General features: G+C 73.2%; 18 protein-coding genes. 10 read left to right on the top strand and 8 right to left on the bottom strand.

Annotation, left to right across the window (positions count from 1 at the left end):
- Positions 1-38: 38 nt before the first annotated feature.
- Positions 39-1094 carry a G1 family glutamic endopeptidase gene (locus AC060L_RS31205; protein ID WP_483802324.1) on the bottom strand — a complete coding sequence of 352 codons (1056 nt, stop codon included), beginning with the start codon at positions 1092-1094 and terminating at the stop codon, positions 39-41.
- Between the two features lie 221 nt (positions 1095-1315).
- Here AC060L_RS31205 and AC060L_RS31200 point away from each other — a divergent pair, with 221 nt between their 5' ends.
- From AC060L_RS31200 to AC060L_RS31185, 4 genes are all read left to right on the top strand, one after another.
- Positions 1316-2686 (top strand): alpha/beta hydrolase, encoded by a 1371-nt coding sequence (locus tag AC060L_RS31200; protein ID WP_483802323.1) that lies wholly within the window; start codon positions 1316-1318, stop codon positions 2684-2686.
- Between the two features lie 8 nt (positions 2687-2694).
- Positions 2695-5274 carry a bifunctional lysylphosphatidylglycerol flippase/synthetase MprF gene (locus tag AC060L_RS31195; protein ID WP_483802322.1) on the top strand — a complete coding sequence of 860 codons (2580 nt, stop codon included), beginning with the start codon at positions 2695-2697 and terminating at the stop codon, positions 5272-5274.
- 71 nt (positions 5275-5345) lie between these two features.
- Positions 5346-6020 (top strand): winged helix-turn-helix domain-containing protein, encoded by a 675-nt coding sequence (locus tag AC060L_RS31190; protein WP_483802321.1) that lies wholly within the window; start codon positions 5346-5348, stop codon positions 6018-6020.
- Positions 6021-6070: 50 nt separating this feature from the next.
- The gene (locus tag AC060L_RS31185; RefSeq protein WP_483802320.1) at positions 6071-7357 is read left to right on the top strand and encodes a sensor histidine kinase; all 1287 of its coding nucleotides are present in this window, start codon (positions 6071-6073) and stop codon (positions 7355-7357) included.
- Between the two features lie 61 nt (positions 7358-7418).
- On the opposite strand, the gene AC060L_RS31180 is transcribed toward AC060L_RS31185, so the two are convergent.
- Complete coding sequence (locus AC060L_RS31180; RefSeq protein ID WP_483802319.1) at positions 7419-8498, bottom strand: sugar ABC transporter substrate-binding protein; 1080 nt, start codon at positions 8496-8498, stop codon at positions 7419-7421.
- A gap of 403 nt (positions 8499-8901) precedes the next feature.
- On the opposite strand from AC060L_RS31180, the gene AC060L_RS31175 reads away from it, so the two are divergent.
- From AC060L_RS31175 to AC060L_RS31155, 5 genes are all read left to right on the top strand, one after another.
- Positions 8902-9828, top strand: coding sequence for a metal ABC transporter solute-binding protein, Zn/Mn family (locus tag AC060L_RS31175; protein WP_483802318.1), 927 nt, complete (start codon positions 8902-8904; stop codon positions 9826-9828).
- 77 nt (positions 9829-9905) lie between these two features.
- Positions 9906-10820, top strand: coding sequence for a metal ABC transporter ATP-binding protein (locus AC060L_RS31170; RefSeq protein ID WP_483802317.1), 915 nt, complete (start codon positions 9906-9908; stop codon positions 10818-10820).
- Positions 10804-11754, top strand: a complete 951-nt coding sequence (locus tag AC060L_RS31165; RefSeq protein ID WP_483802316.1) for a metal ABC transporter permease — start codon at positions 10804-10806, stop codon at positions 11752-11754. The genes AC060L_RS31170 and AC060L_RS31165 overlap by 17 nt, the downstream gene beginning before the upstream one ends.
- A complete protein-coding gene (locus tag AC060L_RS31160; RefSeq protein WP_483802315.1) occupies positions 11751-12614 on the top strand; it encodes a metal ABC transporter permease in 864 nt (287 codons plus the stop codon). Before AC060L_RS31165 ends, AC060L_RS31160 begins: the two co-directional genes overlap by 4 nt.
- A gap of 100 nt (positions 12615-12714) precedes the next feature.
- Positions 12715-12954 (top strand): hypothetical protein, encoded by a 240-nt coding sequence (locus AC060L_RS31155; protein ID WP_483802314.1) that lies wholly within the window; start codon positions 12715-12717, stop codon positions 12952-12954.
- 12 nt (positions 12955-12966) lie between these two features.
- Here the strand turns inward: AC060L_RS31155 and AC060L_RS31150 are convergent, their stop codons facing one another.
- On the bottom strand, positions 12967-13743 hold the full coding sequence (locus tag AC060L_RS31150) for a PIG-L family deacetylase (RefSeq protein WP_483802313.1): 777 nt from the start codon (positions 13741-13743) through the stop codon (positions 12967-12969).
- A gap of 140 nt (positions 13744-13883) precedes the next feature.
- Here AC060L_RS31150 and AC060L_RS31145 point away from each other — a divergent pair, with 140 nt between their 5' ends.
- Entirely contained in the window at positions 13884-14390 is a 507-nt protein-coding gene (locus AC060L_RS31145) for a hypothetical protein (protein ID WP_483802312.1), read from the top strand.
- 142 nt (positions 14391-14532) lie between these two features.
- On the opposite strand, the gene AC060L_RS31140 is transcribed toward AC060L_RS31145, so the two are convergent.
- The 5 genes from AC060L_RS31140 to mutA all read right to left on the bottom strand — a co-directional run bounded on the left by AC060L_RS31140 (position 14533) and on the right by mutA (position 21566).
- Entirely contained in the window at positions 14533-15282 is a 750-nt protein-coding gene (locus tag AC060L_RS31140; protein WP_483802311.1) for a YcnI family copper-binding membrane protein, read from the bottom strand.
- A 93-nt stretch (positions 15283-15375) separates the two neighbouring features.
- Positions 15376-16200 (bottom strand): hypothetical protein, encoded by an 825-nt coding sequence (locus tag AC060L_RS31135; protein ID WP_483802310.1) that lies wholly within the window; start codon positions 16198-16200, stop codon positions 15376-15378.
- A gap of 153 nt (positions 16201-16353) precedes the next feature.
- Positions 16354-17352 carry a methylmalonyl Co-A mutase-associated GTPase MeaB gene (gene meaB / locus AC060L_RS31130; protein ID WP_483802309.1) on the bottom strand — a complete coding sequence of 333 codons (999 nt, stop codon included), beginning with the start codon at positions 17350-17352 and terminating at the stop codon, positions 16354-16356.
- Positions 17353-17364: 12 nt separating this feature from the next.
- Positions 17365-19668 (bottom strand): methylmalonyl-CoA mutase, encoded by a 2304-nt coding sequence (gene scpA, locus AC060L_RS31125; protein ID WP_483802308.1) that lies wholly within the window; start codon positions 19666-19668, stop codon positions 17365-17367.
- Positions 19665-21566, bottom strand: coding sequence for a methylmalonyl-CoA mutase small subunit (gene mutA / locus AC060L_RS31120; protein WP_483802307.1), 1902 nt, complete (start codon positions 21564-21566; stop codon positions 19665-19667). The genes scpA and mutA overlap by 4 nt, the downstream gene beginning before the upstream one ends.
- Positions 21567-21570: the final 4 nt, after the last annotated feature.

The following is a 21570-nucleotide window of genomic DNA, read 5'->3' as shown; positions in this document are numbered from 1 at the left end:
GGCTGTGCGCGGGGCCGTTCCCGAACCGATGAGGTAGGTCAGGGCCTCGGCTGCTCGAAGTAGTCGGTGAACTGGGAGCCGCTCGCGCTGACCGCGCCCGGTGTGGCGACGAGTTGCTCCTTGTTGAACGCGGGTTCGTAGAGGCTGATCGAGGACAGGCCCGCGCCGGTGGCCGCGGGGACGCAGCTGCCCGGCCAGGTCTGGACCCAGCAGGCGGTGCTGAAGGTCACCGCGCCGAAGTTCGCCAGCGGCGCGATGCTGCCGCCGACCGTCGGTGCCTCCTGGATCCACTCCGCGGTGTCGCCCGGTGCCGAGGAGGCGTGGGCGAAGTCGACGCAGACGTTCTGCGTCATGTTGCAGAGTGCCCACTGCGCCAGGCCGCCGTTGATCGGCGCCCAGTACGGGGTGGTCGAGACGGTGTCGCCGGGGCGGAAGGTGAGGTTGGTGACCCGGACCTCGCTGCCGGTGTCGCCGGTGCCGCCGACGATCTCCCACCACGGGTAGTAGGAGGTGGCGCCGCTGGGCTGCACGTCCCCTGAGAAGCCGGCCTGCACGAGGGCCCCGGCGCTGCTGTTGAACCCTCCGCCGATGCCGGACCAGGTGGCCGAGTAGTACGCGCCGGTCGGGGAGAAGCCCGGGTTCGGCGCGGAGACCGCCGGGACGGTCCAGCCGCCCTGGGCGACCTGGACGCCGGGCTGGGTGATCTGGTAACCGGACCAGTTGCCGCTCTGGTACTGCGAGTTCACGGCGCCGGGTGCGGCGGGTGCGGCGGGTGCGGTGGGGGCGCCGGGCGCGGGCCGCAGCCGGTGGTTCACCGGCGAGGCCTTGCAGGTCATCGTGGGCAGCCAGGTGACATGGTGCTGCGCGGCCTGCTCGAAGAAGCCGTTCAGCGCGGCCGGGGCCCCGGCCGCCGCGGCGGTCAGCGGCTGCCCGGCCTGCGGGGTGCGCACCAGGGCGCCGGCGCAGCCCGTGGTGCTGTGGATGGTGACGGACGGCGTGGCGGAGGCGGATGCCACGGGGGCCTGGGCGCCGGCCACCGCGGCGGTGCCTAAGAGCGCCGCGGCCATCGCGAAGCTCGTGAGTACTCGACGCATGCGTTGATCTCCTCGTTTACGTCCGGGCATGGAGAGCGGCCGCCTGCGCCCTTGGCTTTGCTGAACTTCGGTGCGTAGTACGGCCGTTGGGGTCGAGTATGTCGGTGACCGCCGCCGGTGTCGACAGGGGCTCATCACAACCTCATGTTCCGCCGGGCAGGATCCGGACCGGATACCGAAGCACCGAAGCACTGATGCACCGATCTGGAGAGTCCCCTGCGATGACACAGCACGACGACCACGGGACCGCCGCGGTGTGGCACCAGGTGCTCCGGGCCGCCGGTCCGTTGGACTGGCCGCTGACGCATGGCGCGGTTCCGGTTCTGGTGCTGCTGCTGGGGGCCGGCGCGCTGCTCGGGCTGGCGCTGTGCCGGGGCGAGCGCTGGTGGAGCAGGTGGTTCGCCGGGGCGGTGGTGCTGGCCGGTGCGCTCACCGTGCTGGTGCAGGTCACCGTCGATGACTGGTGGCAGCCGTTCCCGGACAAGCTGCCGCACCGGGTCACGCTCTGGGTCGGCATCGCGCTGCTCGGCCTGCTGCTGGCGGCCTCCCGGCTCTGGCACGCGCACGGGCCGCGCCGGCTGCGCTGGCGTGGTCGGTCGGCCGTGCTGCTCGGCGGGCTGCTGGTGCTGCTGATGTCGGGATCACAGGTGAACCGGCAGTTCGACCAGTACCCGACCGCGCGGGTGCTGCTCGCGCCGTGGCTGCAGCGGACCGGCGCCGTGCCCGGCGCCGCGCACCGCACGGTGGCGGCCCCGGCCGGCAAGGCGCTCGCCGAGGCGTGGACACCGCCGGCCGGGCTGCCTGCCAAGGGGACGGTCGCCACGGCCGAGATCCCGGGCACGAAGTCGGGCTTCAGGGCCCGGGAGGCGTACGTCTACCTGCCGCCCGCTTACCAGGCCGATCCACGGCCGCTGCTGCCGGTGCTGGTCCTGATGCCGGGGCAGCCGGGCTCGCCCGGCGACTGGATGAGCACCGGTCAGGTGCCGGAGCTGCTGGACGCCTTCGCGGCCGCGCACCAGGGCCTGGCCCCGATCGTGCTGTCGGTCGACGCCGCAGGCTCGACCTGGGGCAGCACCTTGTGCATGAACTCCAGGATCGCCCAGGCCCAGACCTACCTCGCCCAGGACGTGCCGGACTGGGTGAGCGGCCATCTGCAGGCCGCCACCGACCGGCGGGCCCGGGCGATCGGCGGGCTCTCCTACGGTGGGACCTGCGCGATCCAGCTCGGGCTCAACGCCCCCGAGGTGTACGGCTCGGTGCTCGACATCTCGGGCCAGGACGAGCCCACGCTCGGCAGCCACGGCAGGACGGTGGACGAGGCCTTCGGCGGCGACGAGGCCGCGTTCGACGCGGTGGACCCGCGGCACCTGCTGGCGCGGCGCGGATTCCCCGACACCGCGGTGGCCTTCGCGGTCGGCGCGGACGACGGGGAGTTCCGCCCGCAGCAGGAGCTGATGTACCAGGCGGCCGTGCGGGCCGGGGTGGCGGCACACTTCGACGCGTTTCCCGGCGCTCACGACTGGACGGTGTTCCGGGCCGGTCTTGGCAGCAACCTCGACTGGCTGGGCCGACGGACGGGGCTGATCCCGTGACTGTGACCGTGACCACGACCACCACCGTGACCGATACTGCCGCTGTCACCGACATCGGCACCGCCACGGACGGCCCGGTGCCGGCCGGACCGGTCGCACCGCCGTCCGGGCGAGGCCGTTTCCGCCGGCTGCGCAGCGCGCCGCTCACCCTGGTGCTGCTCGCGGTGCTGTGGGGCACCGGCGCGGTCACCGGCAGCCTCGGCGCGGGCCCCGGCCGGGCGCTGCTGGCCCAGGTCGGCGCGGGCCTGCCCGCCGTGGCGGCCGGCCACTGGTGGGCGCCGGTCAGCTCGCTGTTCTGGTGCCCCGATCTCGTCTCGTACCTGGGCACCTCCGTGGTCGTCCTGCTGCTCTGCCCGGTTGCCGAGCGACGGTTGGGCCGGCCCACCGCCGTCGCCGTGCTGATCGGCGGCCAGGCGCTCGGCGCGTTGCTCGGCACCGGCGTCGCGTGGGCGGGCATCCGGGTGGGGGAGAGCTGGACCCAGACGCTCGGCGAGCAGCTCGCGGTCGGCCCGCTCGGCGGCCTGCTCGCGCTCGCCGCCGCGCTGAGCTATCGGCTGACCGCGCTGTGGCGGCGCCGGCTGCGGCTGCTGGTGCTGCTGGTGCCGGGCGTGCTGGTGTTGTACGTCGGCCACCTGCAGAGCCTGCTGAGCCTCGCCGGCGCGCTGGCCGGGCTGGCGGTCGGCGCGCTGATCCACCGCGGCCGCGGCCACCGCTGGCCCGGGCTGCGCCGGTTGCGCCCGTCCTCGCAGCACGAGGCCCGGGTACTGGTCGCCACCTGCCTGGCCGGCTCGGCGATCGGCCCGCTGGTGGCCTCGCTGTACAACGACGCTCCGGGACCGTTCAGCACCTTCGCGGAGCTGTACTACTCCACCGTGCCGTCCGCCGAGGAGGTCGCGGCGGCGTGCGCGGGCTCCGCCGCGGACTGTGCCCAACTCCACGCCGCCCAGCAGTTCTTCGACTCCCCGGGGCGGCTGATGGCTCTGCTGGTGCCGGTGCTGCTGCTGGTCCTCGCCGAGGGCCTGCGCCGCGGCCTGCGGCTGTCCTGGTGGATCACCGTGCTCGCTCAGCTGTTCTGGCTGGCGCTGGTCGGCTGGGCACTGACCGACGCGCTGGTCAAGCCATCGGCCGCCGCCGGGGGCGATCCCGTCGCCGTGCAGGTCTTCGCCGAGTCCATGGCGCTGCCGCTGCTGAGCCTGGTGCTGCTGTTGGTCACCCGTCAGCGATTCCGCCTGCGGCTGCCCCGCACCGACCTGCGCCGGCTCGCCGTGGTGACCGGGACGGCGCTGCTGCTCGCCGCCGGCTGCTACCTCGGCCTCGGCTGGGCGGTGCGCGACCAGTTCGCCGTCACGGCCGGCTGGAGCAGTCTGGGCGCCGGGCTGGTCTCGGAGTTCCTGCCACCCGCGTACAGCGGTCTGATCGCGCCGCCGCCGATCCCGCTCGGTGGCACCGCCCAGCTGCTGACCGACTACTGCGGACTGCTGTTCTGGGCGGTGACGCTGACCGCGCTGCTGGTCGCGTTCCGCCGGCCCCGGGTCAAGACCGGCGCACAGGACGCCGCCCGCGCCCGCGCGCTGCTCACCGCGCACGGCGGCTCCACGCTCTCGTTCCTCAGCACCTGGAGTGGCAACCACTACTGGTTCGACGAGCAGGGCCGGGCGGCGGTCCCCTACCGGGTGATCGCGACCGTCGCGCTGACCTGCGGGGACCCGTTCGGCGAAGCCGGCGCGCGGGAGGCGGCGGTGGCCGGCTTCGCGCGGTTCTGCGACGCCCGGGGCTGGACGCCGTGCTTCTACAGCGTCACGCCCGCCGTCCGGGGCGCCGCCGAGGCGCTCGGCTGGCGCTCGCTCCAGGTCGCGGAGGACACCGTGATCCCGCTGCCCACGCTCGCGTTCACCGGCCGCAAGTGGCAGGACATCCGCACCGCGCTGAACAAGGCGCAGCGGGAGGGCGTCAGCGCGCAGTGGCTGCGCTACGCCGACGCCCCGGCGGCCGTCCGCGACCAGATCCGCTCGATGTCCGAGGAGTGGGTCCTTGACAAGGGCCTGCCCGAGATGGGCTTCACGCTCGGCGGCCTGGAGGAGCTGGCCGACCCGGAGGTGCGGCTGCTGATCGCGGTGGACGGCGACCGGACGGTGCAGGGGGTCACCAGCTGGCTGCCGGTGTACGAGGACGGCGTGCCGGTCGGCTGGACGCTGGACTTCATGCGGCGCCGGGCCGACGGCGGCTTCCGCGGCGTGATGGAGTTCCTGATCGCGACGGCCGCGCTGCGCTTCAAGGAGGAGGGTGCCCGCTTCGTCAGCCTCTCCGGCGCCCCGCTGGCCCGCGCCGACCGTGGTGGTGACGGCGGCGAGCTGCCGGGCGCGCTGCAACGGACGCTGGACCGGCTCGGCGAGGTGCTGGAACCGGTCTACGGATTCCGCTCGCTGCTCGCGTTCAAGGCGAAGTTCCAGCCCGACTACCGGCCGCTGTACATGACCTACCCGGACCCGGCCGCGCTGGCCAGCATCACCCGGGCGGTCGGCAGGGCCTACCTGCCACACCTGACCCCGGCCCAGGGCGTCCGGCTGATGCGCAGGCTCTCCGGATGAGCCGGGAGGTCATACGAACGGGTCAGGAGCGGTCATTTCATGACGTTTTCGGTCACGTACGATATTCACCCATGCGCGTACTTGTCCTGGAGGACGACCCCGAGCTCGGCCCCGCGATCGTCACGGGCCTGCGTGAGGCCGGCTTCGCGGTGGACTTCGCCGGCGATCTCGCGGACGCCGACTTCAAGCTCGCGGTCAACACCTACGACTGCCTGATCGCGGACCGCACGCTGCCCGACGGTGACGCGCTGACCCTGCTCGCGGCCCAGCGGCGTGCCGGATCCACCCTGCCGGTCCTGCTGCTCACCGCGCTCGACGCCGTCACCGACCGGGTGGCCGGCTTCGAGCACGGCGCCGACGACTACCTCGTCAAGCCGTTCGCGTTCGCCGAGCTGAGCGCCCGGGTCCGCGCGCTGTGCTGGCGTGGCCAGCCCACCCGGCTGCCCGAACTGCGGGTCGGCGACCTGGAGCTCGACCTGCCGCGCCGCCGGGTGCGGCGCGACGGCGTGCTGCTCACGCTGACCGCCAAGGAGTTCGCCGTGCTGGAGGTGCTGATGCTGCGGGCCGGCGAGGTGGTCAGCCGCAGCGAGCTGATCGAACGCTGCTGGGACGAGCAGGCCGAGCCGCTCTCCAACGTGGTGGACGTGCTGGTCGGCCAGCTGCGCCGCAAGCTCGGCCCGCCGGAGCTGATCGTGACGGTGCGCGGCGCCGGCTACTGCGTCGCCGACCCGGCCGCCGAGCGGTGAGCCGGATCCGGCCTGCCTGGGTGCGGCGTACCGCGGCACGCCGCACCGCGATGCGGCGGACTACGGCACGGCGGACCCCGGCCGTCGTCCGGCTGCACCGTGCCCGGTGGGCGATGACGCTGCTCTTCGCCGCCAGCACCGCCGCCTGCCTGCTGGTGCTCGCCACCATCGCCGCGCACACCGACAGCCACTCCCGCGCGAAGGACCTCGACAACGACGTCGCCCACCGGGCCGACGGGCTCGCCCGGGTCGTCTCCTTCGACGTCGGAGACACGCTCTACCTCGACGCGCTGCCGGACGACGACCTGGCGCGCGGCGCCGAGGCGCTCGGCGTCCTCCAGGCGCCCGGCGACCGGCCCGCGCAGGTCAGCCACGCGTACACCTCCCCGGCCACGCTGCCGGGCCCGGCCACGCTCGACGCGATCTGGCAGCAGGTCCAGCAGGAGCAGCAGACCGTCCTGGTCACCGCCCCGGCCCAGGGCGGCCGCCAGTACCACTGGGCCGCGGCCCCGGTCTGGGACGGCGACCGGATCGGCGCCGCCGTCCTGGTCGGCGCAGACCCCACGCAGAGCCTGGCGGCCCACGATCAGCTGCTCCGCCGGCTGGCCCTGGGCTGCGCGGCGCTCGTGCTGGCCGCCGCGGCGGTCGGTCACCTGCTGTCCGGCCGGGCGATGCGGCCGGCGCTGCGCGGACTCGAACGGCAGGAGCAGTTCCTCGCCGAGGCCGCCCACGAGCTGCGGACACCGCTGGCCACGCTGCGCCTGGTGGTGGAGAACGGCAGCGGCTCGCCCGCCCGGGCACCGGCAGCGCTGGACGAAGCGGTCCGGCTGGTCGACCGGCTCGGCCGGCTGGTCACCGGGCTGCTGGCCCGGGCCCGGATCGACGCCGGCACGCAGAAGATCGAGCTGACCCGGCTGCGGCTGGACCAGCTGGTCGAGCAGACGGTCGAGGAACTGCCGGACCGCACCGGCGTCGTGCTCGACACCGAGGCCGCGATCGTCAGCGGCGATCCGGAGCTGCTCGCCCAGGCCGTGCGCAACCTGGTGGAGAACGCGCTGCGGCACGGCGGTGGCGGCCCGGTCGAGGTGACGGTCGGCGCCGGCCGGGTCGCCGTCCGGGACCACGGCCCCGGCGTGCCCGCCGCGGACCGCACCCGGGTCTTCGAACGCCGGGTCACCGGCGCCGCGAGCACCGGCACCGGGACCGGCCTGGCGATCGTCCGCTGGGTGGCGGACCTGCACGGCGGCGCCGCCCGGCTCTCGGCGGCGCCCGGCGGCGGGCTGCTGGCGGAACTGCTGCTGCCCGAGCCGGTACGCGCCGAGCGGGGTACCGGCTGAGGCGGCGGGTACGGGCTGAGGTGGGTACGGGCTGAGGCGCAGCCCGTACCCGGTGGCCCGGCTACTGGAGCGGGATGCCGGCTGCCTGACAGGCCTGCGCGTACTGCGAGGTGCAGATGTCGGACGCCTTGTACAGGCCGCCGCCGATCACGGCGTTGGCGACCGTCGACTTCGTGACGACGATCGGCGTGAGCAGCAGCGTGGGCACCTGGACGCCGCCGTCGTCGGTGATCGTGTCGGCGCCGGGGGTGCCGATCCCGTGCACCAGGTCGACGGCGATGTCGGCCGCGCCCACGGCCTCCGGCTTGTACGGCTTGTAGATGGTGTACGCCTGCTGGCCGGCGACGATCCGCTGGACGGCGTCGAGCGAGGCGTCCTGACCGCCGACCGGCACCGAGATGCCGGCCGCCTGGAGCGTGGAGATGATCGTGGTGGCCATGCCGTCGTTGGCCGAGTAGACGGCCTGGATGCCGTTCTTGCCCAGCTGGCTGATCGCGTCGCCGGCCTCCTGGGCGGCGACCGTGGGCTGCCACTGACCGGACTTCTCGTAAGCGATCTTGACCTTGCCGTCCAGCACCTTGTGCGCGCCGGCCTTGAACTGGGCGGCGTTCGGGTCGCTCTCGTCGCCGTCGATCATCACCACGTTGGCGTTGGCGGCCTTGCCGCCCAGCGCGTCCAGCAGCGCCTGGCCCTGGAGTTCGCCGATCTGCTCGTTGTCGAAGGAGACGTAGGCGGCGACATTGCCGGCCGAGAGGCGGTCGTAGGCGACGACCTTGACGCCCTTCTGCGCCGCGCTGTTGACGTAACTCGCCGCGTCCTTGGCATTCACGGCGTCCAGGATGATCACCTTGACGCCCTGGGCGACCATGTCCTCGAACTGCTGCTGCTGGGTCTGCGCATTACCGCCGGCATTCTGGTACCGCACCGTGCACTGACCGCACAGTCCGGTGATTTCGGCCTGCATCAGCGGGCGGTCGAAGGACTCGTACCGCGGCGCCGTGGTGTCCGGCAGCAGCAGGCCGATCGGGGCCCCGGCCAGCGAACTTGCCTTGCCGGTGCTCCCGCCACCGCAGGCTGCCAGGGTCAGAGCCATGGAAACGACGACGGTGGTGGCGGCGCCGCGGCGCAGCAACGTGCTCATGACGGGTGGTACCTCTCAGACGGCGCCGCGTCATCGCGGCAAAACAAGGGGAGTTAATCCGCTTTGTGGGCTGATCGTCAACAATTGAGGCCGGGGCGGGAGAATTCACAGCATTCTGTGATCTGGGGGGGCCTCGTATCGCCCCCCCTCTTCCATGTCATCCGCGTCTGACGCGAGCCGGTGGCCGGGGGTTGGGGGTGAGGCCGGCGCGCCCGCGCGCAGGGTCAAGCTTTGGCAATGATTGTCATCTCATCGTAGGTGGGGCTGGTTGTGAAAACCGTTTCCAACTAGGGTTGGTGCTGTCCAACGGAGCCGGACGCTGCCCAGGCGGCAGACCCGGCAGGTTTAGGGGAGTACTTCCGCCATGAGCGCCGCCTTGTTCGACCAGGTCAGCCGTCGTCCCGTGAGAATCGTGCTTGGCGCTGCCGCCGTGGCCACCCTGATGCTTGCCACCGCGTGCTCGACCGCTTCGAAGACGACGTCGGCGACCGGCTCGGCGGCCGGTGGCTCGAAGGTGATCCAGGTGACCGCGGCGGAGAACTTCTGGGGATCCATAGCCGGCCAACTCGGTGGTGACCACGTGAAGGTGACGAGCATCATCACGAACCCGGACACCGACCCGCACGCCTACGAGCCGACCGCCGGCGACGCCCGTACGGTCGCGAGCGCCGACTACGTGATCAACAACGGCATCGGCTACGACGGCTGGTCGGACAAGCTGCTGGCCGCCAACCCGGCCCCCGGCCGGACCGCGCTGAAGGTCGGCAACCTGCTGGGCAAGAAGGAGGGCGACAACCCGCACCAGTGGTACTCGTCCCAGAGCCTGCACCAGGTGATCGACAAGATAACCGCCGACTACCAGAAGATCGACCCCGCCGACTCCGCGTACTTCGACGCCCAGAAGACCACCTTCACCACCAAGACGCTGGCGCAGTACGACCAGCTGGAGTCGGACATCAAGGCGAAGTACGCCGGCACCCCGATCGGCGCCTCCGAGTCGATCGTGACGCCGCTCGCCGAGAGCCTCGGGCTGAAGATGATGACCCCGGAGACGTTCCTGGACGCGGAGAGCGAGGGCAGCGACCCGACCGCCGCCGACAAGGCCACCATCGACCAGCAGATCGCCGGCAAGCAGATCGCGGTCTACGTCTTCAACACCCAGAACTCGGACCCCGACGTGGTGGCCCAGGTGAACGCGGCGAAGGCCAAGGGGATCCCGGTCGCCCAGGTCACCGAGACGCTCGCCCCGGCGAACGCCACGTTCCAGGACTGGCAGACCAAGCAGTTGCAGGGCATCGAGGCCGCGCTGAAGCTGGCGGCCAGCAAGTGAGCGCGAACCCGGCCGAAGCGGCCCGTACCGAATCCCGTACCGCATCCCGCGCCGAAGCCGGCACGGAAGAACCCCGCGTGGAGCGCAAGCCCGGCGTCGAGCCGGTGCTGTCGCTGCGCGATGCCGCCGTCCGGGTGGGCGGCCGGACCCTCTGGTCCGGCGTCGATCTGACCGTCGGGGCCGGCGAGTTCACCGCCGTCCTCGGCCCCAACGGCGTCGGCAAGTCCACCCTGATCAAGGTGCTGCTCGGCGTGCTGCCGGCCGCGACCGGTGAGGTGCGGGTGCTCGGCGGATCGCCCGGCGCGCGCAACTCCGCGGTCGGCTACCTGCCGCAGCGGCGCAGCTTCGACGCGAGCGTACGGATCCGCGGCACCGACGTGGTGCGGCTCGGCCTGGACGGCGACCGCTGGGGGATCCCGCTGCCGTTCCTCGGCGGCGCGCGCCGGCGGGCCGCGCAGATGGGGGTCCCCCCGGACGGAGTCCGGGGGAGGGTCGAGGCGGTGATCGACCTGGTCGGCGCGTCCGCGTACGCGCACCGGCCGATCGGTCAGTGCTCGGGTGGTGAGCAGCAGCGGCTGCTGATCGCCCAGGCGCTGATCCGGCGCCCGCAGGTGCTGCTGCTGGACGAGCCGCTGGACAGCCTCGACCTGCCGAACCAGAGCGCGGTCGCCGCGCTGCTCGGCCGGATCTGCCACCAGGAGCAGGTGGCGGTCGTGATGGTCGCGCACGACGTCAACCCGATCCTGCACCACCTGGACCGGGTCGTGTACATCGCGCAGGGCGGCGCCGTCAGCGGCACCCCCGCCGAGGTGATCACCAGTGAGACGCTGACCCGGCTCTACCGGACCCCCGTCGAGGTGCTGCGCACCCGGGACGGGCGGCTGGTGGTGGTCGGCGGGCCCGAGGCACCGGCGCTGCACGGCGACCGGCACCAGGACCAGGCTGCGAATCCGGACCAGAAGGAGGCGGACGTCCATGCCGCTGGCTTCTGACGCCGCTCTGCCCGCGTTCTCCTTCAACCTGATCGCCGACTTCCAGCAGATGTGGTCCTACGCGTTCATGGTGAACGCGTTCCGGGCCGGCCTGGTCGTGGCCGTGGTCTGCGGGGTGGTCGGCTGGTTCATGGTGCTGCGCCGGCAGACCTTCGCCGGGCACACGCTCTCGGTGGTCGCGTTCCCGGGCGCCGCGCTCGCGACGCTCGCGGGCTTCAGCCTCTCGCTCGGCTACTTCGGCTTCTGCGTGGCCGCCGCACTGGTGATCGCCGCGCTCCAGCGCCGGGGCCGGGACAGCGGGGCGGAGGAGTCCGCCGTCACGGGGACCGTCCAGGCGTTCGCGCTCGCCTGCGGGTTCCTCTTCATCACGCTGTACAAGGGCCTGCTGGAGGGGCCGGAGGCGCTGCTCTTCGGCAGCTTCCTCGGCATCACCACCGGCCAGGTCGCGGTGCTGGCGGCCGTCGCGCTCGCCGTGCTCGCCGTGCTGGCGGTGATCGGGCGCCCGCTGCTCTTCGCCTCGGTCGACCCCGAGGTCGCGGCCGGGCGCGGGGTCCCGGTGCGGCTGCTGGCGACGGTCTTCCTGGTGCTGCTCGGCGCGGCGACCGCCGAGGCGAGCCAGATCACCGGCACGCTGCTCGTCTTCGCGCTGATGGTGATACCGGCGGCCACCGCCCAGCAGCTCACCTCCCGGCCGGGGTTCAGCCTGCTGCTCGCGGTGCTGCTCGGCCTCGCGGCGTGCTGGGCCGGGCTGATCGCGGCGTACTACCAGCCGTACCCGCTCGGCTTCTTCGTGACCGGGTTCTCGTTCGCCGGCTACGTGCTGGCCCACCTGGTGCGGCTGGCCCGCGGGGCGCTCGACCGGGCGCGGCAGGCCGGGGCGGGGTCCGTCGGGTCGGGGTCCGTCGGGCCGGCGTCGATCGGAGGCACCGCATGACCATCGCACTCGCGGCCACCAGCGTGTGGTCCCAGAGCTTCTTCCAGCACGCCCTGCTGGCCGGCACCGCGATCGCGCTCGCCTCGGGCCTGGTCGGCTACTTCCTGGTGCTGCGCGCGCAGATCTTCACCGGCGACGCGCTGAGCCACGTCGCGTTCACCGGCGCGATGGCGGCCCTGGCCGGCGGCTACGACCTGCGGCTCGGCCTGTTCGCCGCGACCATCGGGGTCGGCCTGCTGCTCGGCGGGCTTGGCCGCCGGGGCCGTCCCGACGACGTCGTGATCGGCAGCGTCTTCGCCTGGATCCTGGGCCTGGGCGCGTTCTTCCTCACGCTCTACACCACCTCGCGCAGCGGCTCGGACCAGGGCGGCGCCGGCACCACCGTGCTGTTCGGCTCCATCTTCGGCCTGCACGGCAGTGAGACGACGGTCGCCGTTGCCATCGCGGGAGCGATCTGCGTGTTGCTGCTGCTGATCGCCCGGCCGCTGCTCTTCGCGACGCTGGACGAGGCGGTCGCCGCGGCGCGCGGGGTGCCGGTGCGGCTGCTCGGCTTCGGCTTCCTGGCACTGGTCGGCGCGTGCGCGGGGGAGGCCACCCAGGCGGTCGGCTCGCTGCTGCTGCTCGGCCTGCTGGCGGCGCCCGCGGGGGCGGCGATCCGGCTCACCGACCGTCCGTTCCGGGCGCTGGCGCTCTCCGCCGGCCTCGCGGTGGGCGAGATGTGGGTGGGCCTCGCGCTCAGCGCCGAACTGCCGAAGCTGCCACCGAGCTTCACCATCATGGCCACCGCGAGCGCGGTGTACGCACTGACGTTCGTGATCCGCCCGGCACGCCGGTCGGCAGCGGTCCCGCTGCCGACCTGATCGAAGGGGGACGCCCCCGGACCGGGCGGGTGGGGTGGGGGAGCGGGGGCGGGAACGGTTGGCGCGTATCGGCCGTCCAAGCCGCATGAGAGTCCTCCGTGTGTTCCTCTTCGGTCTGGGGATCCTTCTCCTCCTGGGCGCGGCCGTGGTCGCGCTCGTCCATCTGCCCGAGCCGGTCCCGGGCATGCACTGCCTCGCAAGGATCGAGACCGGGCCGGGGCAACCCGTTCAGATCTGTCCGGATGTGATGTACGTCCGCCATACCGGGATCGCGATCGGTATGGCCGTGGCCGCCGTCGTGCTGTTGGTCGGCAGCATGATCAGGCCGCGCCGTCCCTGACGGCCGCAGGGGTCAGGCCGTCAACTGCTGCTGTGTGCCGGTGACATCGGGGCCGACGCCGTGCCGGACGTACCACTCGGTGCCCAGCAGCCGCTCGCGGACGGCCGGCGGCTGGGCCGCCAGCCGGCCCGGCAGCGCGCCGCGCTCGACTTCGCTGCGGTGTGCCGAGACGGCGGCCCACTTCTGCTCGAACCACGGTTTGACGTCGACCGTCGCGGTGACCCAGGCGTCCGGCACGCTGAACATCGGACGGTCGGCGGGGCGGTCGGCCCGGAGCAGCTGCCCGCCCAACTCCCGTGCCGCCGAGTGCGGGTGGGTGGCCAGGTAGAGCGCGCTCGGCTGCCAGGGGTCGCCGGCCTCCGGGTAGAGCCGTTCCAGCCCGGCGGCCTGGACGGCGAGCACGGTCACCCGGTGGGTGTGCCGATGGTCCGGATGGCCGGTCAGTCCGCCGTACGCGTCATGGGTGACCACCACATCCGGCCGGAACTCCCTGATGTGTCGCACCAGTTCCCGCACCGGCCGGTCGATCGGCGCATCGCAGAACCGCTCCCGCCCGGGGGCCGACTCGGGCACCTTCGCGTCGGCGTAGCCGAGCAGGCGCGGCGCGCCGGCGCCGAGAGCCCGCAGCGCCTCGGCCAGTTCGGCGGCGCGGTGGGTACCGGGGGCCCAGGTCGCCGTGACGACGGCGGTCCGGGCACCCGCGGCCGCGTGCCGGGCGAGCACGCCGCCCGAGGCGAGGGACTCGTCGTCCGGGTGCGCGAACACCGCGAGCAGGTTCGGCAGGGTCATGGTCGGCTCACCTTCCGGTGCGGATGCTCCGGCCCCGATCATAGGGCGGGGCGCAGTTGGAGCCTCGGATGCCGCGGCGTGGGAGCCGGAGTGCAATGATCGAAGGACGCGGGGGCAGGGAGATCCGGGAGGGGTAGGTCATGAGGTGGGGCAGAAAGCGGTCGGGCCTGGTGGCGGGCAGCGTGCGCGGCGAACTCATCGGGCAGCCCGTCTCGTTCGGGGAGGTCGAAGAGCTCGCCGACCGCCTGTGCGGACTGCTGGCGAAGGAGAAACACGCCAAAGCCGTTGCCCTGCTCGCCAACTGGGTGCAGGAGACGGTGATGCCGGGAGCGACCCTGCTCACCGTGTACGTCTCGCTGCGGGTGGCCGAGGGCTGCGCGAACCGGGGGCTGGTCGTCTCCCAGCTGGACAACCGCGGACCGCAGGTGGCCGGCACTGCCGTGGCCAAGGCTCTCAAGGCCACCCTTGAGGGGCAGGAACTGATCCGCCGGATCCTGGAACGGCTCGCTGCCGGTGAGGACGAGACCCCGCGCGCCGCGGAGATCGCCGAGCTCTGGCAGGACAACGAGCACGGCGCGCTCTGCGTCTACTACTTGCTGCAGTGCCTGACCGTGCTCCGCGCGCTCGACGCCGCTGACGGTCGCTGACGATTGGTACCCCTGGTGTGGGGGGCCCAGGGGAGTCCCCCCAAAAAAGGGGGTTAGCGGGACGAGGTTTCCCGGTAGAGGCTCGCTGACGGTGGTCACTCTTGGGGGGAAACGCCTGGTGTCCCCCCACACCAGGGGTGGGTCAGCGGGCCGAGTTGTCCGGAGTGCGGCGGCGCCAGCCGAGCAGGCCGACGGCGATGCCGGCGGCGCCGACGACGAGGCCGGCGATGCCGAGGGCGCGGGCCGTGGAGTCGCTGTCGCTGCCGGACTTCGCGGCGGCGGTGGTGCTGGTGGTGCCGGTGGCGCTCTTGCCGGTGGCCGCGGTGGCGTCCTGGTCGGTGCCGGCGGCGGCGGTCAGGGTGAGGACCGGGGCCGGGTGGGCGGGCTCGGGCTGGCCGGTCTTCTGCTCGTCGATCCAGCGGACGATGGTGCCGTCGCTGTAGGTCTGCAGTGCCTTGAAGACGACCTGGTCGGTACCGTCGGGCAGCGCGCCGAAGTCGACGGTGAAGTCCTGGAAGTGGTTCGGCGCGATCTGGCCGCCGGTCCAGACGATCTGCGAGACGACGTCGGTGATGTCGCCGTCGTCGGTGTGGATCGGGGTGGCGAGCTTGGTGGTCTGGATCTGGTCGGTCCAGCCCGGGATCGGGGCGACCAGGGCGGACGGGATCGGGTGGTCGGTGGGGAAGTCGACCTCGACCTTCACCGTGCTCGCGTTGTCCTCCTCGTTCGGCACGCGGAACGCGAAGGTCTGGTCGGTCGCGTCCTTGGGCACGCTGGACGGCTTGATGGTGACGTGCGCCGAGGCGGGGCCGGCGACCGCCAGCAGGGTGGCCGCGGCGAGCGCGGAGGCGGCCAGGGCGCGGCGTGAACGGGTCTTCAGGGTGCTTGTCATGGCTGTGTGTTCTCCGAGGAGGCGTGAGTGGGCACGCCGCGCGGGTGCCCCGGCGTACGGCTGTACGCGGGCACGGCGGGGGCGTGCGGATGATCAGGGGCGGGGCCCGGCGGCCGCGATCGCCGGTGGTCCGCGTCTGATCACGCAGTGCCGCAGCAGTGTGGAGGACGGGAGGGGCGGGGAGTCGTCCGGGTGCGTCCGGCGCCCGGGTATGCGGGCGCGCGCGGCCTGCAGGCCGTCCCGCAGCGCGGTGAAGAGCGCGAGGCAGGTGTGCAGCGGCGTGGCGCAGGCGTGTGCGGTCGCGGCGGCGACCCGCACGAGCCGCCACACGGCCCGCTCGCCCCGGCGTAGCCACCAGCCGGCCAGGAGGGTCGCGGTGAGGTGCCCGGCCAGCATCGCCGGGCTCAGGCCGAGGAAGGCCGCGTGCAGCCAGAGGTGGGACCAGAAGAGCAGGTGGTGAGCGGCGCCGGGGGCGGAGAGCCTGGTGGGCGGGGCGGCTGACGGCATGCCGGGCATGCCGGGCATGCCGGGCATGCCGGGCATGTCAGTCATGCCCGGCATGTTCGACATCCCGGGCATCCCCGGCATGCCGCTCATGCCGCTCGCGGTCGGTGATCGCATGCCGGACTGCGCCGCGTGGAAGAGGACGTGGAGCCCCAGCTGGCCGGCGCCCAGCGCGCCGGTGATGGTCGGTAGCGAGCGCTCCCGGCGGGCCCCGGCGGTCGCGGCGGCGCAGCCGAGCAGCCAGCCGAGCAGCAGCGCGGGCAGCGGCACCGCTCCGCCCGAGGCCAGGGTGTGCCCGGCGGCGGCCAGCACGACGCAGACCGTCGCGAACGGGAGGGCCCGTACGACGCGAAGGTCGAGTGCGGCGGCGGCGCGTGCCGGTGCGGGCACGGCTCGGGGTCCGGGGGCAGGCATGGCGGGCTCATCATTGCACCCCTACCCCGGTGCACGGCCAGAGGGCGGGCAAAGAAGCAGAGGGCGGGTAAAGAGCAGAGGGCGGGCAAAGAAGGAGTACCTCCTCCTGTGCCCGCCCCCGGCCGGTTGCCGCTACGGTCCGCGCTGTTGCCGTCAGCGCCCGGCGACGGGCGTGCGGAAGCCCGCCAGGATCAGGTCGGCCGCCGTCGTCGCCGTCAGCGTCCCGTCCCGGACCCGCCGTTCCAGCTCCGGGGTGAGCCGCCGCACCTCCGGGTGCTCGTGGAGCTGGGTGAGCAGCTGGTCGTGCACCATCGCCCAGGTCCAGTCGACCTGCTGGGCGCGGCGTTTGGCGGCCAGTGCGCCGGTCGCCTCGAGGGTCCGGCGGTGCTGCTGGAGGCGGTCCCAGAGCGTGTCGAGCCCGCTGCCGTCCCGGCCGCTGCAGGTCAGCACCGGCGGCGTCCAGGCGGCGTCGGCGCTCTGCAGCAGTCGCAGCGCGCCGGCCAGTTCACGGGCGGCCGCACGGGCGTCGGTCTCGTGCGGGCCGTCGGCCTTGTTGACCGCGACCACGTCGGCGAGTTCGAGCACGCCCTTCTTGATGCCCTGCAGCTGGTCGCCGGTGCGGGCCAGCGTCAGCAGCAGGAACGAGTCCACCATGTCGGCGACGGTGGTCTCCGACTGCCCGACGCCGACCGTCTCGATCAGCACGACGTCGTAGCCGGCGGCCTCCATCACGACCATCGACTCGCGGGTGGCACGGGCGACGCCACCGAGCGTGCCCGAGGTGGGGGACGGGCGGACGAACGCGTTCGGGTCGACCGCGAGCTTCTCCATCCTGGTCTTGTCGCCCAGGATGGAGCCGCCGGTCAGGCTGGACGTCGGATCCACCGCGAGCACCGCGACACGGTGGCCGAGCGCGGTGAGCATGGTGCCCAGCGCCTCGATGAACGTGGACTTGCCCACGCCGGGCACGCCGGTGATGCCGACCCGGACCGCCTTCCCGGTGTGCGGCAGCAGCCGGGTGAGCAGCTGCTGGGCGAGCGGGCGGTGGTCGGGGCGGGTGGACTCCACCAGCGTGATGGCCCGCGCGATGTACGCGCGCGAGCCGTCGAGCACGCCGGTGACGTACTGGTCGAGATCGATCGTGCGGGCCATCGGTTCAGCGGCTCACAGCTCGCGGTCGATGAGCTCGGAGGCGCTGAGCTCGGACGCGCTGAGCTCGGAGCCGGCCGGCTCGGCGTCGGGGAGTTCGAGACCGAGGTCGGCGGCCAGCGCCGTCAGCAGGTCGAACGCGGCGTCCGGGATCACCGTGCCGGGCGGGAAGACCGCGGCGGCGCCGGCCTCGTACAGCGCGTCGAAGTCCTGCGGCGGGATCACCCCGCCGACCACGATCGTGATGTCCTCGCGACCGGCCGCGGCGAGCTCGGCGCGCAGCGCCGGAACCAGCGTCAGGTGCCCGGCGGCGAGCGAGGAGACGCCGACGATGTGCACGTCCGCCTCGACCGCCTGCCGGGCCACCTCGGCCGGGGTCTGGAAGAGCGGGCCGACGTCCACCGTGAAGCCGAGGTCGGCGAAGGCGGTGGCGATCACCTTCTGGCCGCGGTCGTGCCCGTCCTGGCCCATCTTGGCGACCAGGATGCGCGGCCGGCGGCCCTCCGCCTGCGCGAAGCGCTCGACCAGGTCGCGGGTGCGCCGGACGGCGGTGGACGGGCCGGCCTCCTCGCGGTACACACCGGAGATGGTACGGATCTGGCCCGAGTGCCGGCCGTAGACCTTCTCCAGCGCGTCGGAGATCTCGCCGACCGTCGCCTTCGCGCGGGCCGCGTCCACGGCGAGCGCCAGCAGGTTGCCCTCCAGCGAGCCGCCGCCCTTCGCGCCCGCCTCGGCGGAGGCGGTCAGCGCGCGCAGCGCGGCCTGGCAGGCCGCCTCGTCGCGCTCGGCGCGCAGCCGGCGCAGCTTCTCGATCTGCTGGGTGCGCACCGAGGAGTTGTCGACCTTGAGCACGTCGATCTGCTCGTCGTTGGCGACCCGGTACTTGTTGACGCCGATCACCGGCTGGCGGCCGGAGTCGATCCGGGCCTGGGTGCGGGCCGCGGCCTCCTCGACGCGCAGCTTCGGGATGCCCGCGTCGATCGCCTTGGCCATCCCGCCGGCCGCCTCGACCTCCTGGATGTGCTGCCAGGCGCGCTCGGCGAGGTCGTGGGTGAGCCGCTCGACGTACGCGCTGCCGCCCCACGGGTCGATCACCCGGCAGGTGCCCGACTCCTGCTGGAGCATCAGCTGGGTGTTGCGGGCGATCCGGGCCGAGAAGTCGGTGGGCAGCGCGAGCGCCTCGTCCAGCGCGTTGGTGTGCAGCGACTGGGTGTGGCCCTGGGTCGCGGCCATCGCCTCCACGCAGGTGCGGGTGACGTTGTTGAAGACGTCCTGGGCGGTCAGCGACCAGCCGGAGGTCTGCGAATGCGTGCGCAGCGAGAGCGACTTGGGGCTCTTCGGGTCGAACTGCTTGACCAGCTTGGCCCAGAGCAGCCGGGCCGCGCGCAGCTTGGCGATCTCCATGAAGAAGTTCATGCCGATCGCCCAGAAGAACGACAGCCGGGGCGCGAACGCGTCCACGTCGAGCCCGGCCGCGAGGCCCGCCCGCAGGTACTCCACACCGTCGGCCAGCGTGTAGGCGAGCTCCAGGTCGGCCGTCGCACCGGCCTCCTGGATGTGGTAGCCGGAGATGGAGATCGAGTTGTAGCGCGGCATCTTCTGCGAGGTGTACGCGAAGATGTCCGAGATGATCCGCATCGACGGCTGCGGCGGGTAGATGTACGTGTTGCGGACCATGAACTCCTTGAGGATGTCGTTCTGGATGGTCCCGGCCAGCTGCTCCGGCGCCACCCCCTGCTCCTCGGCCGCGACGATGTACAGCGCCAGGATCGGCAGCACCGCGCCGTTCATGGTCATCGACACCGACATCTTGTCCAGCGGGATGCCGTCGAAGAGCTGGCGCATGTCGTAGATGGAGTCGATCGCCACGCCCGCCATGCCGACGTCGCCGGTCACCCGGGGGTGGTCGCTGTCGTAGCCGCGGTGGGTCGGCAGGTCGAAGGCGACCGACAGGCCCTTCTGGCCGGCCGCCAGGTTGCGGCGGTAGAACGCGTTGGACTCCTCAGCGGTGGAGAAGCCGGCGTACTGACGGACCGTCCACGGCTGGTTGACGTACATGGTCGGGTACGGGCCGCGCAGGAACGGCGCGACACCCGGGTAGGTGCCGAGGAAGTCCAGGCCGGCCAGGTCCTCGGCGGTGTACAGCGGCTTGACGCCGATGCCCTCCGGGGTCTCCCAGACCAGCTCCTGGACGTCCTTGCCGACGGCCTGCTGCCAGGCGGCCTGCCAGTGCTCGCCGGTCGCCGTGTCGGCGGTCGCGGCGGCTGCGGGCTGCTCGCCCGCCGGGTCGAGTCCGATCTCCGAGAAGTCGGGAATCACTGGGCCACTCCGATCTCGTCGATCTCATCGATCTCGTCGAGGAGCGAGGTCAGCAGCGCGACGGCGTCGCCGCCCGCGAAGACGAACTCGTCCACTCCGGCGCGCTGGAACGCCTCGCCCAGCTCACCCGGGCGACCCGCCAGCAGCACCCGTCGGGCGCCGGCGGCCTTGAGGGCGGCCGCGACCGCCTCGGCGTGCGCCGCGTACAGCTTGTCGCTGGAGCACAGGCAGGCCACGCTCGCGCCACTGGCGGCGAACGCCTCGGCCAGCGCGGCGGGTTCGGTGCCCTCGGCGATGGCGGTCGCGATGCCGCCGGCCTGGAACAGGTTGGCGGCGAAGGAGGAGCGCGCGGTGTGCGCGGCGGCCGGGCCGAGCGCGGCCAAGAACAGCCGCGGCCGGGCGCCGGTCGCGGCGAGCCGCGCGTCCGAGCGGGAGCGCAGCGCCTCGAACGCGCCGGACCGCCGCACCCGCGGCAGTCCGCCGCCGAGCGGCGCGGGCGCCGCCGGGCGGACCAGCGGCTGCTCGTCCAGGTTCGGGAACTCGCTGACGCCGGTGACCGGTTCGCGCCGGCGGGCGAGCGCGCCGGCGCGCTTCGCCCAGGTGGCCGCGATCCGCTCGCCGACCAGCCCGGAGTCGAGCGCCGCGCGCTGACCGCCGGTCCGCTCGATCTCCTGGAACCAGGCCCAGGCGGCGTGCGCCAGGGTGTCGGTCAGCTGCTCGACGTACCAGGAGCCGCCGGCCGGGTCGATCACCCGGGCCAGGTTCGACTCCTCCAGCAGGATCGACTGGGTGTTGCGGGCGACCCGGCGGGCGAACGCGTCGGGGAGCCCGGCCGCGCTGTCGAACGGCAGCACGCTCACCGCGTCGGCGCCGCCGACCCCGGCGGCCAGGCAGGCGACCGTGGTGCGCAGCATGTTCACCCACGGGTCGCGCTCGGTCATCATCACGCTGGACGTGACGGCGTGCTGGCGCTGCGCGGCGGCCTGCGGCGAGGCACCGGAGACCTGTGCCACCCGGGCCCACAGGCGGCGGGCGGCGCGGAACTTCGCGATCGTCAGGAACTGGTCGCCGTCGGCGGCGTAGCGGAACTCCAGCTGCGCGCAGGCGGCATCGACCGTCAGCCCGGCGGCGGTGAGCTCGCGCAGGTAGGCGACGCCGGTGGCGAGCGAGCAGCCGAGCTCCTGGGCCGGCGAGGCGCCCGCGTCGTGGTAGGCGAGCGCGTCCACGGTCAGCGCGCGCAGGCCCGGGTAGCCGTCGGCGCAGCGGGCGGCGAGCGCGGCGGCCTCGCGCAGCAGCGCGTCGGTCTCGGCGGCCCGGCCGGTCCGGGCGAGCAGGCCGAGCGGGTCCGCGCCGAGGTTGCCGGTGGCGGCCTCGGCGGACACACCGCGCTCCTCGTACAGCCGCAGCAGCCGCTCGGCCGCCGGGCCGAACTCGGCGCCCGCGTCGAGCGCGACGGCGGCCAGGTCGAGGTAGACGCCCTGGAGCACGTCCGGCAGCGCGTCCGGCGCGAGGCCGGTGCCGCCGAGCTCCAGCCAGAGCGAGGTCACCCCGTGCTCCAGGTCGGCGAGCACGGCCTCGTTCGCCCGCCGGGGGTCCGGATCGGCGTGGCGCTGGCGTACGTCCCAGCCGGACGGCGCGGAGCCCTGCGGCTTGCCACCCCGGACGAACGGGGGGAAGCCCGGGTAGCCGGCCTCGGCCGAGCTGTCCTCGGCGGTGTACAGCGGACGGACGCGCAGTCCGTCCTGGAGTTCGGTGGAGAGCGCGTCCTCGGCCTGGACACCAGAGATGTCCTGCGCGCCGGACTTGCGCAGGACTGCTTCGACCAGATGCTGCCACTGCTCACGGGTTGGATCCGGGAACTCGGCGGCCAGAGGGAGCCCTTCGGGCAGGACCGTCATAACG

It is taken from the genome of Kitasatospora sp. NEAU-69, from assembly GCF_057158765.1.
The sequence above is the reverse complement of the archived record's forward strand: the minus strand, read 5'-3'. Positions and strand labels throughout refer to the sequence as shown.